Here is a 14,284-nt window from a genome sequence, read left to right as displayed (position 1 = left end):
TGGTTGCCCAGTGTACCTGCTTATCGGAACGACTATGAATGCCATTGCTCTCGGTCCACTGCTGATTTCCACGCCCCGCCTCTATGCCTTTGGCTGTGCACTGCTGCTGCTTGTCAGTAGTCGCTACCTGCTGGGGCTGCCCGCTAAGCAGCATGGCCGTTGGTTTAATGGCTTGCTGGTGGTGTGGCTACTGGGGGCACGCGTGGCGTTTGTGGCCCTTAACTGGGAGAGTTATAGCGCTACCCCGCTCGATGCCCTAAAAGTGTGGCAGCCGGGCTATCACGCGCTGGGTGGACTAGTCACCGGCTTGCTGTGGACCGGCTGGACGCTGCGTGCACGTCTGCTGGCGATGATCGGCGGACTCGCCATGACGGTAGGGGCCGTTAGCCTCTGGTTGGTGCTGGTCACGCTGGCCCCGCTAGGCCAGCAATTTGCCGTGGCATCGCTGCCTGACGTCACCCTGGAAGACCTCGATGGAAACGCGGTTAGTCTCTCCTCGCTGACGAATCAAGATGAGCTCATTATCGTGAATTTATGGGCCACCTGGTGTCCCCCCTGCCTGCGTGAAATGCCGCTGCTGGAAGAGGCCGACCAGCGCGAGGGCGTTACTGTCGTGGTGGCCAATCAGGGCGAGGACTTACTACCTATCGCACGCTACCTAGACGAGCAGTCGCTGAGCTTTCGCTACCCGTTGCGCGACCCACAGCAAACCCTAATGGCCCAGTTTCAAGCCCCAGGCCTCCCCACTACTGTGCTATTTGACCAGACAGGCAAGACGCTGGACGTCCATGTGGGAGAGCTCACTCGAGCACAGTTAGAGCGCTGGTTAAGCGATTGACCACGATAGACCTTAATACCCCCGTTGCTTTGCGTTAGAATCCCCCGCCCTGTTTGCCACTGGTGACCTGCCCAGCGGCGTACGACCGATTTTGACGACTTCCTCGAGGCATCATGAGCGATTTTTCTCCCGGCCAGCGCTGGATTAGCGACGGCGAGGCTGAGCTTGGACTCGGCACCGTGCTTAACTGCGACGCCCGTAGCGTTACCATCTTGTTCAGTGCCAGCCAGGAAACCCGTACCTACAACACCCGCCAAGCACCGCTCACCCGCGTCATGTTCGGCAGCGGCGACCGCGTGCTCTCTGCCGACGGCTGGCAGATGATCGTTGATGACAGCAAAGAGACCCGCGGCCTGATCACCTACATTGGTGAAGATAGCGAAGGCAACCCGCGCGAACTGCCCGAGGCGAAGCTGGCCGACACCATGCAGTTTGACCAAGCCCGTGACCGCCTGCTGACCGGTCAGGTAGACCGCAACGACTGGTTCGATCTGCGCTTTCGTACGCTGCACCACTATCAGCGCATTGAGCAGCATAGTGCGCTGGGCTTTGCCGGGCCGCGTATTGATTTCATTCCCCACCAGCTCTATATCGCCGATGAAGTGGCCGGACGCCATGCGCCGCGGGTACTGCTGGCCGACGAGGTAGGCCTGGGCAAAACCATTGAGGCGGGCTTGATTCTCCACCGCCTGCTGCTGGCAGGCCGGGTAGAGCGCGCGCTGATTCTGGTGCCCGACAGCCTGACCCACCAGTGGCTGGTGGAGCTGCTGCGCCGCTTCTCGCTGAACGTCACCTTGCTGGATGAGCACCAGAGCCAAGCCCACGGCAGTGCTAACCCATTCGAGAGCGCACAGCTCGTGCTGGCCAGCCAAGGGTGGCTGTTTGCCAATATTCACCGTCAAGACCAAGCACTGGCCAGCCGCTTCGACCTGCTGATTGTCGATGAAGCACATCACCTGGACTGGAGCCCAGAAAGCAGTGGCCCCGGCTACCAGTGCGTGGAACAGCTCGCCGCTGAGATCCCAGGCTTGCTGCTGCTCACCGCCACGCCGGAACAGATGGGGCTGGAGAGCCACTTCGCGCGCCTGCGCCTGCTAGATGCCGAGCGCTACCACGATATCGAGCGCTTCAAAGAGGAGGAGCAGCACTACGTGGCAGTGGCCAGCGCCATCGATGCCCTGGATGAACTCCCCCAAACCGCTAGCGCCCGAGAGCGCGTTGCCACGGTGGCCGACGACCGCGACAGCCAAGCGCTGCTCGCCACGCTGTGCCACCCAGAGGCCAGCCCGGAGCAGCAGGACACCGCACGCGCCCAGCTGCGCGATGCACTGCTCGACCGCCACGGCACCGGCCGCGTGATGTTCCGCAACAGCCGCCGTCACGTAGGCGGCTTCCCCGAGCGACGCCTACATCAGGCATCACTGGAACTGCCGTCGGCTTACCGCCGCGTGCTGCGCCGCCTGGAGCGCGACGACGACTACCTGGACGAGCTGCTGATCGAAACCGGCATGGACCACCCGGATGTACTGATCTACCCGGACGCCATGTACCGCGAGTTAAGCAACGATCCGCTGAACACCGAGTCCTGGTGGCATATCGACCCACGCGTCAACTGGCTGCTGGAAAAACTCAGCGACGACAGTGAATCCGGCTTTGCCAACGACAAAGTGCTGGTGATTGCCCACCATCGCGAAACCGCCGAAGGGCTCGCGGAGGGCCTGCGGGTCTTGGGCGGCTACCATGCGCCGGTCTTCCACGAAGGCCTGTCACTGATAGAGCGCGACCGGGCCGCCGCCGCGTTTGCCGATGAAGAGGATGGCTGCCAGGTGTTGGTGTGTTCCGAGATCGGCTCCGAGGGGCGCAACTTCCAGTTCTGCCGCCACTTGGTCATGTTCGACATGCCGCAGCACCCCGACCAGCTAGAGCAGCGTATTGGCCGCCTTGACCGGATCGGCCAGCGCCACGCCATCGAGCTGCACGTACCCAACTTCACTGGCAGCCCCGGCGAGCGTCTGATGCGCTGGTACCACGAGGGCATGGACGCCTTCAGCGCGCCTCACGGCATTGGCAGCGACCTGTTCGACGCCTTTGGCGATGCCTTGGCCGATGCGCTGCTCGACGATGAGATGCTCGACGAGATCATCGAAGAGACTCGAGAGATGTTCACCGCCAAGCTCGCCGAACGGGACGCGGGCCGCAACCGCCTGCTGGAACTCAACGCCTGCCGCCCCGGTCGAGCGCAGCAGGTGATCGATGCCGTGCGCGAGCTGGACGAGGATCCGGCGCTGCCTCGCTACGTCGAGCGCGCGCTGGATATCTTCGGCGTCGACAGCCAGGAGATCGGCAATGGCCTGCTCTACCTTCAGCCCAGTCAGCACATGCTGGATGGCCTGCCCGGGTTGGTCAAAGGCGAAGAGGGCTTCTCTGCCACTTACAGTCGCGCCCAAGCACTGGCGCGGGATGACGTACAGCGACTCTCCTGGGAGCATCCGCTGGTGCGCGAAATGATGGGCCGGGTCCTTGATGGCACCATGGGCAACACCGCGCTGGCGCTGCTACGCCACCCGGCGATTCCCAGCGGGCGTTTGATGGCCGAACTGGTGTTTCGCACCCACTGCCCGGCCCCCAAATCGCTGCACCTGAACCGCTTTTTGCCACCCACCGCCGTGCGGGTACTGTTGGATGAATCAGGGGCTAACCTGACCAGCAAGATCTCCTTCACCGGGCTGGGCAAAAATCTGCAGAAGGTGAACAAGTCGCTGGCGCGGGACTTGATCAAAAGCCGCCATGACCAGTTACGCGAACTCCTCACCCAAGGGGAAGGCGAAGCCGAACGGGAGCTGCCGAGCATTGTTGAGGCCGCTGAAACCCGTATGCGTGCCCAACTGGATGCCGAGCTGGCCCGCCTGACGGCGCTGGCAGAGCACAATCCGGCAGTACGCAGCGAAGAGCTGGAAGCGCTGAAACAGGAGCGCCAAGCACTGAGCAACGCGATTGAGAATACCCGCCTGCGGCTTGACTCCGTACGGGTCATTATCACCGTCGACCCGAACGCTTAAACCAGGCAAGTACCCGCTGGTGGCGCTATAAAATCGCCGCCAGCGCTTGCTTCAGCGTCGGGTACTGGAAATGGAAGCCTGCCTCGCTCAAGCGCGCCGGGCGCATATCCGCACCGGTAAGCAGCAGTTGTGACATCTCCCCAAAGCCCGCTTTCAGCACGAACGCGGGCACCGGAAACATGGCCGGACGATGCAGCTGCTTGGCCAGCGTTTGGGTGAATTCGGCGTTGGTCACCGGATGCGGTGCACTGCCGTTAAAGGCACCTGACAAGGTCGGCTCGTTGATCAGAAACATAATCGCCGCCACCAAGTCATCCCGGTGAATCCAGGGCATGAACTGCTGACCATCACCAAACCGCCCGCCTAGGCCGAGTTTGAACGGCGGCAGCATTTTCTGCAGTGTACCGCCCCCCGCTTCGAGCACCAGCCCAATACGCAGAATCGCCAGCCGGATGCCCATCGTCTCCACGGGCTTGGCCGCCGCTTCCCACTGAGCGCACAACCGATGCGCGAACTCGTCATGGGGCGTGGTGGATTCATCCACCACTTTGCTGCCCTGATCACCGTAATAGCCCATGGCCGAACCGCTCACCATCACTTTCGGTAAGGGCTGACCATTGGCCGCCAGCTGCTCACAGAGCGCAATCAGCTGCTGAGTACTTTCCACCCGTGAACGAATCAGCCGCTCTTTCTGCTCGGCGCTCCAGCGCTTTGCCGCGATGGACTCCCCCGCTAGGTTTACCAACGCATCCGGCGGTATATCCACAAAGGCTTGGGCACTATCACGGACATCGCATGTCTTGGGTAGTTTTCCCCGCACGTCGTGGGGCGTGCGAGATACCACCTGTACATCGTGCCCCTGGGCAATGAGCTGTTGGCAGAGCCGTTGGCCTACAAAGCCGCTTCCCCCGGTAATTAATACCCGCATGGTGTCACTCCTTTGGCGTTGGACGTCACTTGCGCCAGCATGGTCGCCACTACTGATCCATCAGATGGTTGATATCAAAAAGTGGTCACCGCACCGTCGCGCACGTTGCATAGCGCTTAATTGTACGATATCTACACACAACCACTACAATCAATTTAGTTGAGCACTACCTTAACTCGCGAGGATTTATGGCTGAATCGGCAAGTGTAACCTTCACTCCCTCCACCGCGCCCACCTTTGCGAGCAAAGTTGCCGACCGAACAGTATGGTCACTTCGATCATATGGTGATCAGCGCGCCGCCTCCCCAGGCAAAAGCGCTGCGGGCAGTCAGTCATTCTTATACAGCGAGCGCGGTTTATGGCTATACGGCGACAGCTTTCGTGGCAGCCGAGTGGAGGATGCATGGCTCTCCGGTGATGCATTGGGAGAGGCATTATTAGGCCGGTCGGTCTAATAGAAGCCAACGCGAGGCCACACCCAAAGGGACACAGCAAAGGTTGTACCTAGTAGCTACAAGTTGTACAAAGGTGCCTATAATAGCGTGAACCTATCTAACCGATTAGGTGCTATTCAGCAATCCGCTACACGACTAAGTGGCCTAGCGCCGAACTGGCGCGACAACACGGCCATCGCAATTAATTGACAGACCCTTGCGGCATTTGCCGCAGGCAACCAAGAGGCAATGGCGCCCATGAGCAACAAGGCGACCCACCCACCCGATACCCCGCTCTATCCGATTCGGGAAGTTTCCCGCTTAACGGGTGTGAACTCGGTCACCCTGCGCGCCTGGGAGCGACGCTACGGATTAATTCGCCCACAGCGGACCCCTAAGGGTCACCGGCTCTATGCCCAGGACGATATCAGCCGTATTGAACGCATTCTCCAGTGGCTCAACCGAGGCGTGCCGGTCAGCCAGGTCGCCGACCTGCTTGACCAGCCCGAAACGGTAGAGACCCCCACCCCAGATGCCGGGGACTGGTCTAGCCAGCGCCAGCAGCTTCTGGCGGTCATTGAAGCCGTCGACCTTCCCAAGCTGGAAGCACTCTACAATCAAAGCCTAGCGCTCTATCCGCTAAGCGTGGCGATTAACGAGCTGTGGCAGCCCGTCATTCTAACCCTAGAAGCTAAATGGGCGGCGCAGCCAGATGACTTGGTGCGCCGCACCTTTGAGGCCTTTTTGCGTAGTCAGGTGGGTATTCGCCTGCACTACGCCAACCAGGCAACCCGCGGCCCGCTGATTCTGCTCAGCGCCATGCCCGACGATCCTGGCCCGCTGTGGGTACTGATGTGTGCACTGATGGCCAGCGAGCAGGGCTACCGAGTCCAGCTGTTTGATCATTCGCTGGCACTCGAAGACCTTGCACAAGCGGTGTCTCGCCTGCACTCCTCAATGGTTCTGCTCTCTAGCGGCCAGCGGGAATGCGACAACTATATTCGCGTAGCGCTACCCAAAGCCGCTGAAGCGCTGGGCGTGCCTATCGGCGTATGCGGTGAAGTCGCGCGCCTGCGTGAGAACGATCTGCGCGACGGTCCTGTTCATATGCTGGGCGACGACCTACCCCAGGCGATCGCCCGGCTACGCCCTCTGCTGCGTGAATCAGGCATTCTTTAAGCGCACGAAAAGTCGCCAACCTAAGGGCTTTGCATGAACCTGCAGCTTGTTTGGTTTCGCAGTGATCTACGTATTCATGACAATTCCGCACTCGCCGCCGCTGCCGCCAAAGGGCCGGTAGTGGCGGTTTTTTTGCGTAGCATTGAGCAGTGGCGTGACCACGGCCACGGCGCAAATAAGCTCGATTTCTGGGCGCGTGGTGTTAGCGCGCTTAAGGCCTCGCTCAATGGCTTGAATATTCCGCTGTTGCATCGCGATATTGGGCGTTTCGACGACGCCCCCAAGGCGCTTTTAGAGGTTGCCCGCGAACATGGCATCAAGCAGCTCCACTTCAATTATGAGTATCCGCTGAACGAGCAGCGCCGCGACCAGTCGGTACTGGAGGCTTTTCAGCAGGTCGGTATTACCGCCCAAGGCCATCACGACGCGGTGGCGTTTGCCCCCGGTACCTTGCTGACAGGCAAAGGCGACTACTACGGCGTCTTCACCCCGTTTTCAAAAGCGTGGCACAAGCAAGTTACCGCCGAGCAGTTAGCCCTGCGCGACACGCCCAGCGCGCAGTCACCGCTAGCCATTGACAGTGATCCATTACCAGCACTGCCAACGCTAGAGGATGAGCCGCTGGATGGGCGTCTCTGGCCTGCGGGTGAAAATGCTGCCAGCGATAACCTTGAGCGCTTTTTACGCTTTCGGGGGCGTCACTATAAAGATCAGCGTGACTTTCCTAAGGTGCGCGGCACGAGCGAGCTTTCGCCCTACTTAGCGCTGGGCGTTATTTCCCACCGCCAGTGCCTGCAAGCGGTCATGAGCGAAAATGGCGGGCACCTTGCCGATGGCGATGCAGGCCTTACCACCTGGGTAAACGAACTCATCTGGCGCGAGTTTTATCAGCATGTCGCGGTCGGCTTTCCTCAGGTATGCCGCTACCAGCCGTTTCAAGCGCACACCAAGCAGTTGCAATGGCGGGATGACAACGAAGGGTTTGCCGCCTGGTGCGAAGGCCGCACCGGTTATCCGGTTGTGGATGCCGCCATGCGCCAGCTAGTGACGACCGGCTGGATGCACAATCGCCTGCGAATGATTACGGCCATGTTTCTCAGCAAGCATCTGCTGATTGACTGGCGGCGGGGCGAAGCCTTTTTTATGCGTCACTTGGTCGATGGCGAGTTTTGCGCCAATAACGGCGGCTGGCAGTGGGCAGCCTCAACGGGTACCGATGCGGCACCTTACTTCCGCATTTTCAACCCCACGACCCAATCCACGCGCTTCGACCCAGGCGGCGAATTTATTGCTCAGTGGCTACCCGAGCTCAAGACGTTGCCTGCCAAAGCGCGCCATGCGCCGCCTCAGGACATGCTCAACCCAATTGACTACCCAGCGCCCATCGTTGACCACAAAGCGGCTCGCCAGCGGGCGCTGAATGCCTTCAAAGTGCTCTCCAAATAACGTTAACCTCAGCACCTCTCCATAGCGGCGTCCCGCTGCTATTTTAGGCGGTGCAGCGCTGGCAAACGTTAGCTTGGCACCGTGGCTACTTCCAGCACAGGCCGTCATCTGGGCAGCGCTCTGCTGGGGCATCAGCCGTTACATTCAGCGTTTAGCCGCTAGCGATTAATTAATGTGCGCCTTCTGCCTGCGGTAGCGGTGCCCAGCGCTGCTCAAGCTCGGCGGCGGGCATCGGTTTAGCAAAGTAAAACCCTTGTACCAGGGTGCAGCCTGCTTCTACCAGGAACTGACACTGGGCCTGGGTTTCGACTCCTTCGGCGATCACTTCCAGCCCCATGCCTTTTGCCATGGCCAGTACCGCTGTAACAATCGCGGCATCTGCTTGGTCGTTGGGCAACTCGCTAATAAAAGCGCGATCTAATTTAATTTTATCTACTGGTAGCCGCTTCAAATATCCCAGCGACGAGTAGCCGGTGCCAAAGTCGTCAATAGCGATTGAGTAGCCAAGCTCTCTTAGTGCCTGCAGACGCGGCCCCATGTCCCCTGCTCGTTCGTCTAGTAACACCGATTCGGTCAGCTCCAAACCAAGTTGTGACGGCTCTAGCTGGTAACGCTCAAGACAGGTGGCAAGCTGGGTTTCTAGATCGCCCTGAAAGAGCTGAAGGGCAGAGATATTGACCCAAACAATGGTCTTCGGCATGCCGCTATTTTGCCAATGCGCTTGCTGAGCACAGGCCTTTTCGATCACCCAACTGCCTAACTCTGCCATCAAGCCGTGACGCTCGGCCAGGGGAATAAACTCCCCCGGCGATATCATGCCACCTTTGGGGTGACGCCAGCGCAGCAGTGCTTCCATACCTACCAACTCACCGCTACCGGGATGGTGTTGGGTTTGGTAGTGAAGCTCTAACTGGTCACCGGAGATCAGCGCGGCACGCAGGTCGCTGACTAATGCTAATTGGGGATTATCCTGTTTATCCAGCGCGGGGCAAAACCGCAGGCTGTGGTTGCGACCCAGCCGCTTGGCGCTGTAAAGCGCTGACTCTAAACGCTGAAACAGCACGCTGGAATCTTGACCATCTTCCGGCGCACGGCAGCTACCAATGGTGAGGCCTAATCGCAGCGACTGTTCATTAATCTCGAAGGGGCGGCACATATGGTCGCGCAGATTCCCTAGCCACTTGTCGTGGTCATCAAAGGTAGTGGTGCGAATCACCATAAACTCATCACCACCCAGCCGCCCCACTACGCTTCCCGCCATATAGCTGGTGAGCCGCTGGGCAAATCGAGCCAGCAGCCGGTCGCCCTGCTCAACGCCTAAGCTATCGTTAACCGACTTAAGTCCGTCAATATCAATCAGCGCCATATCCAAGCTTTCACCTGCACGCAGGTGGCGCAGCCTGGACGCCATTAAGTCATGCAAGCGACGTCGGTTAGGTAGGCCTGTTAGCGGATCTTCATAGCCGATACGCCTTAAATCGTTTTCACGAGCTTTTTGTGCCGAAATATCGGAGAACCAGCTGATAAAGTGGGTGATTTTGCCTCGCTTGTCGGTGACGGCACGCACTTTGAGCCATTCAGGGTACTCATCGCCATGTTTGCGACGGTTCCACATTTCGCCTTCCCAGCGCCCAGTGGCTTTTAGGGTGCTCCAAAAGTTTTCATAAAACGCTTTGTCATGGCGCTGAGCCGCCAGGGTGTCTAGTTTTCGGCCTATCATCTCTTGGCTTTCATAACCGGTAATTTCGGTAAACGCCGGATTCACCGCTAGCACACGGTTTTGGACATCACTAATGACCACCGCATCACCAGACAACCCCAACGCATCCTGTGAAAGGCGCAGGCGCAGACGCTGCTGACGCACTTGGTTCCAAGCATCCCACAAGCCTAAAGTAACGAAGCTAGCCGCGACCATACGCAGCGCCGCACCGGGGATCCACACGCAGGCAGGTAGCGCCATCAGCGCCACCCATACCAACGGGCGATTAAGAGAGACAGGCAGCCACATGGCGATTCTTGTTGTCCTGATCAGTCACTAACAAAAACAAACGATGACGACATCATGCCGTCTCACTAAAATCTTGGATAGAGCATATTACGCCAATACACCGTTTACTGGGCGAATTCACTAATCCGAACAACACAATAAGGCAACCTGGATTATCGGCAACCCATTAAAAAGTGTTAGAACGTTACGATAAGCCGCTCGCGACGTGCATTCAGCGGTTTCGGGAAGTAGACTAGGCGCAACAATCATCTTCATACTCGGAACGACTCAGTGACCAAGCAACATTCCTTTGATCGCGAAGAACTGCTGGCCTGCTCGCGCGGCGAACTATTTGGCCCCGGCAATGCACAGTTGCCAGCTCCTAACATGCTGATGCTTGATCGCATTAAGCACATTCACGAAGAGGGCGGTGAGCATGGCAAGGGCGAACTGATCGCCGAGCTGGATATCACACCTGATCTGTGGTTTTTTGATTGCCACTTCCCAGGAGATCCAGTGATGCCCGGCTGCTTAGGGCTTGATGCGATGTGGCAGCTGGTGGGCTTCTATCTGGGATGGCTTGGCCATCCTGGCCGTGGCCGTGCGCTAGGCTGTGGCGAAGTGAAGTTCAGCGGCCAAATTTTGCCCGATGCACAAAAAGTGACGTATCGCATTAATATGAAGCGCGTCATCACTCGTCGGCTTATCCTAGGCATTGCTGACGGCACCGTGTCCGTTGACGGACGCGACATCTACCAGGCTAATGACCTGCGCGTTGGCCTATTCACCTCCACTGCGAATTTCTAACAGGAGGCTCCCATGCGACGAGTGGTAGTCACCGGCCTTGGCATCGTGTCGTGCTTAGGCAACGACCAGCAACAGGTCCTAGACGCGCTCAAAAACGGGCGCAGCGGTATTCGTTTTAAGGAAGAGTACGCTGAGCGTGGCTTCCGTAGCCATGTAGCAGGCAGCGTTGATATCGACTTGGACGCGTTAATCGACCGCAAACTGCGCCGCTTTATGGGCGACGCAGCAGCCTATGCGTATGTCTCCATGGCTCAAGCAGTCGAAGACGCCGGGCTAACTGAAGCCCAGGTTTCTGACGTGCGTACGGGGCTGATTGCAGGCTCGGGGGGGGCATCAAGCGCCAACCAAGTTGAAGCTGCCGACGCCATGCGCGAGAAAGGCCTGCGCCGCGTAGGCCCCTACCGTGTTACCCGCACCATGGGCAGCACAGTGTCTGCGTGCTTGGCAACGCCGTTTAAAATCAAAGGTGTGAATTACTCAATCTCTTCCGCCTGCGCAACCTCAGCTCACTGTATCGGCAATGCCATGGAGCAGATCCAGCTAGGCAAGCAAGATGTGGTATTTGCTGGCGGTGGCGAAGAGGAGCACTGGACGCTGTCGTGTCTGTTCGACGCCATGGGTGCTCTCTCTACGCACTATAACGACACGCCTGACAAGGCTTCTCGCCCCTACGACCAGGCGCGCGACGGCTTTGTGATCGCTGGCGGCGGCGGCATGCTGGTGCTTGAAGAGCTGGAGCATGCCAAAGCTCGTGGCGCGAAGATTTACGGCGAGCTGGTGGGCTATGGCGCAACGTCTGATGGCTACGACATGGTGGCTCCCTCTGGCGAAGGTGCTACACGCTGTATGCACCAAGCGATGGCGACCGTGCAGGGCGATATCGACTATATCAATACCCACGGCACCTCTACGCCGGTTGGTGATATGGCTGAGTTGAAGGCCATCCGCAATGTGTTTGGCAACTCAACGCCTGCTATGAGCTCGACCAAATCGCTAACGGGCCACTCCCTGGGAGCAACAGGCGTACAAGAAGCCATCTACTCACTGTTGATGATGCAGCACAATTTTGTAGCTGCCTCGGCAAACGTTGATCAGCTGGATGAGCAGGCCGATGGCTTCGATATTGTGACCCAGCGTCGCGATAACGTCACCATCGACCGCGTGCTGTCTAATAGCTTTGGCTTTGGCGGTACGAACGCTTGCTTAGTCTTCCAGCGCTATAACGGTTGATCAGCACTTAAGCAGCATAAAAACGGCGCCTTTCGAGGCGCCGTTTTGCGTTATAAAACGATTAGCGAGACGCTGGCCGTGGCACCTCTGAAATTTCCTGTAGCTGACCCTCTATCCAAGCCTCTACATCTTCCAAGACTTCATCGGGAGTACGCCCGGAGGTCTCAATGGGCGCTCCAATGCGCACCCGCAGTACACCCGGGCGCTTGACCCAGTGACGACCAGGCCAGCGCTCACCGGCATTGTGAGCGACGGGAAGCACCGGCACACCGGCTCGGCAAGCAACGACGCTACCGCTTTTGTTATAGCGCTTGCGCACGCCAGGATCTACCCGCGTGCCCTCTGGGAAAATCAGGACAGACAGGCCAGTGCCCAGACGTTCGACGCCCTGCGTCAGCACCTGTTTCATGGCTCGCGCGGGCTTGGAGCGATCCAAACTGATCGGGCGTAGCAAGCGCAGCCCCCACCCAAAAACGGGAATGCGCAGCAGCTCGCGCTTGAGCACGGTGCACACCGGCGGCTTCATCACCTGCAGAAAGAGCGTCTCCCACTCACACTGGTGATTGGCTTGAATGACGCAGGGCCCTGACGGGATATTTTCCCGCCCCTGAATCTCATAGCGCACACCGCAGGCAATGCGGAACCACACCATCAAGAAGTAGTTGTAGAGATTCAATAGCCGATAGCGAGCCGCCAGTGGCAGAAACGGTGCGATGGGTAAAAAAAGCACCCCAATGAGCAGCATGGCAGTGAAATAACCTAAATAAAACAGCAGGCTGCGACCCACATTGATCAAACTGACTCTCCTGTCCCAACGTCATCACGCTGCTGGTCACGGGTTAAACACCACGCATCCAGCATGCGTCCCACTTCCAGCCGCCAAGGTTTTTGATGCACACCAAAAACATCCAACACTCGACGGCAGTTTAATACCCGACGCAGCTTGGCGTCGTGATGATGATTAAGGGCCTGTATCTCCCCTAAATCAATATGTTCGCCACGCCCTTCTAGGTGAGTGGCCAGCTGAGTACGCACCATTGATGTAAAAGTGAACGCACTGACCGGCTCAGTGCCCGCCAAGTGATAGGCTCCCCAGGCGTCAGCGCCGCAGGCCTGCTGCTGTAGCATGCCAATCAACGCCATGGCGACCGCGTCGGCAGAGGTGGGGCAAAACACTACGTCCTCTGCTGCGCGCACCGTCTGCCCCGTGACAAAGCTGTCGATAATTTCACTCAGCCAGGCGTGGCTACCTTCCAAAGCAAACAGCGGCCCTAAGCGCACAATCAGATGGCGGTGGTATTCGGCACGGATACGATCGCCTGTTTGCACCAATCGACGCAAACACTCATCACGTGGGGCAGGCACGACATGCTCATCAATCGGGCTATCAAATCCCTCTTCATAAAGCTGATCCGAGACACACCACACCAGCGCCACGTCTTGGGCTTGGCAGGCATCCACACAGCGATCAACGGCATCCGCATGGGCTTTCACCTCGGCGAGCGTCATGCTCAGCGGGTGCGCCAGCGGGGGAATGAGCACCGCATCGGGCGCTATCGCCTGTAGCTGACTCGGCGAAACAGCAAGGCCTTGCTCAATGACTAGCTCGGTATCCGCGCGCCGGCTCGCTTCACGGGCTAGCGCTAAACTTAAGCAGTGCCCGGCATCTAGTATCAGCAGCTTCAAGACAGCCTCTCCCCCTCAACCCAAAACCGTGGCGGCAACTGCGCCACGCATCGACGAACGTGTGTAAGGTACTTTCTAGAACGGAATTTCGTCGTCGAAATCATCAAAATTACCCGGATCGGGGGCGCCATAGCTGTTGTTTTGGTTATTCGGTGCCGGCTGCTGCTGCGGCGCTGGCTGTCCACCTCGCTGAGGGGCCCCACCCTGAGGCGGGTAGCCGCCCTGCTGGGGCAGGTTTTGGCCATAGTTCTGTTGAGGAGGCGCTTGCTGAGCCGGGGCCTGCTGAGCGTAGCCACCCTGCGGGGCACCACCGCCCTGGAAGTCGCCGCCACGGCTATCCAGCATTTGCATATCGTTAGCCACGATCTCCGTGCTGTAACGATCTTGACCGTTCTGGTCCTGCCATTTGCGCGTTTGCAGGCGGCCCTCAATATACACTTTTGAGCCTTTTTTAAGGTACTGCTGGGCGATTTCAGCGGTTTTGTTGAATAGCACCACGCGATGCCACTCGGTGCGCTCCTGGCGCTGGCCACTTTGGCGATCCATCCAGGTATCGGAAGTGGCTAGGTTTAAGTTTGCTACCGCTGTGCCAGAAGGGGTGAATCGCACTTCAGGATCTTGGCCCAGGTTGCCAATCAAAATAACTTTGTTAATACCGCGCGCCATGAGGTCGCTCCTTTACGTAATCGG

At 58.5% G+C, this 14,284-nt stretch carries 11 protein-coding genes; 6 read left to right on the top strand and 5 right to left on the bottom strand.

From position 1 onward, the window contains the following. Positions 1–34: 34 nt before the first annotated feature. On the top strand, positions 35–838 hold the full coding sequence (locus L1249_RS01765; protein WP_235253001.1) for a redoxin family protein: 804 nt from the start codon (positions 35–37) through the stop codon (positions 836–838). Positions 839–951: 113 nt separating this feature from the next. Beyond that, positions 952–3,897 (top strand): RNA polymerase-associated protein RapA, encoded by a 2,946-nt coding sequence (gene rapA / locus L1249_RS01760; protein ID WP_235253000.1) that lies wholly within the window; start codon positions 952–954, stop codon positions 3,895–3,897. Positions 3,898–3,922: 25 nt separating this feature from the next. On the opposite strand, the gene L1249_RS01755 is transcribed toward rapA, so the two are convergent. Then, a complete protein-coding gene (locus L1249_RS01755; RefSeq protein ID WP_235252999.1) occupies positions 3,923–4,825 on the bottom strand; it encodes a TIGR01777 family oxidoreductase in 903 nt (300 codons plus the stop codon). 692 nt (positions 4,826–5,517) lie between these two features. Between L1249_RS01755 and L1249_RS01750 the strand changes: the two genes are divergently transcribed. Together L1249_RS01750 and phrB are read left to right on the top strand one after the other, a co-directional pair. Continuing rightward, positions 5,518–6,438 (top strand): MerR family transcriptional regulator, encoded by a 921-nt coding sequence (locus L1249_RS01750; protein WP_235252998.1) that lies wholly within the window; start codon positions 5,518–5,520, stop codon positions 6,436–6,438. Positions 6,439–6,471: 33 nt separating this feature from the next. Then, positions 6,472–7,884, top strand: a complete 1,413-nt coding sequence (gene phrB, locus L1249_RS01745) for a deoxyribodipyrimidine photo-lyase (protein WP_235252997.1) — start codon at positions 6,472–6,474, stop codon at positions 7,882–7,884. Between the two features lie 169 nt (positions 7,885–8,053). On the opposite strand, the gene L1249_RS01740 is transcribed toward phrB, so the two are convergent. Further along, entirely contained in the window at positions 8,054–9,892 is a 1,839-nt protein-coding gene (locus L1249_RS01740; RefSeq protein ID WP_235252996.1) for a putative bifunctional diguanylate cyclase/phosphodiesterase, read from the bottom strand. Positions 9,893–10,162: 270 nt separating this feature from the next. Between L1249_RS01740 and fabA the strand changes: the two genes are divergently transcribed. Together fabA and fabB are read left to right on the top strand one after the other, a co-directional pair. Beyond that, positions 10,163–10,678, top strand: coding sequence for a 3-hydroxyacyl-[acyl-carrier-protein] dehydratase FabA (gene fabA / locus L1249_RS01735; protein WP_228168895.1), 516 nt, complete (start codon positions 10,163–10,165; stop codon positions 10,676–10,678). Positions 10,679–10,690: 12 nt separating this feature from the next. Further along, the gene (gene fabB / locus L1249_RS01730) at positions 10,691–11,908 is read left to right on the top strand and encodes a beta-ketoacyl-ACP synthase I (protein ID WP_044630322.1); all 1,218 of its coding nucleotides are present in this window, start codon (positions 10,691–10,693) and stop codon (positions 11,906–11,908) included. A gap of 61 nt (positions 11,909–11,969) precedes the next feature. Here the strand turns inward: fabB and L1249_RS01725 are convergent, their stop codons facing one another. The 3 genes from L1249_RS01725 to ssb all read right to left on the bottom strand — a co-directional run bounded on the left by L1249_RS01725 (position 11,970) and on the right by ssb (position 14,260). Then, positions 11,970–12,704, bottom strand: a complete 735-nt coding sequence (locus L1249_RS01725) for a lysophospholipid acyltransferase family protein (RefSeq protein ID WP_044630321.1) — start codon at positions 12,702–12,704, stop codon at positions 11,970–11,972. Continuing rightward, positions 12,701–13,594 (bottom strand): sugar nucleotide-binding protein, encoded by an 894-nt coding sequence (locus L1249_RS01720; protein WP_058579859.1) that lies wholly within the window; start codon positions 13,592–13,594, stop codon positions 12,701–12,703. The genes L1249_RS01725 and L1249_RS01720 overlap by 4 nt, the downstream gene beginning before the upstream one ends. A 75-nt stretch (positions 13,595–13,669) precedes the next feature. Then, positions 13,670–14,260: a single-stranded DNA-binding protein gene (gene ssb / locus L1249_RS01715; protein WP_062360470.1), complete on the bottom strand. Its 591-nt coding sequence runs from the start codon at positions 14,258–14,260 to the stop codon at positions 13,670–13,672. Positions 14,261–14,284 lie beyond the last annotated feature (24 nt).

It is taken from the genome of Halomonas sp. Cn5-12, from assembly GCF_021532545.1.
Lineage (GTDB): Bacteria > Pseudomonadota > Gammaproteobacteria > Pseudomonadales > Halomonadaceae > Vreelandella > Vreelandella aquamarina.
The sequence above is the reverse complement of the archived record's forward strand: the minus strand, read 5'-3'. Positions and strand labels throughout refer to the sequence as shown.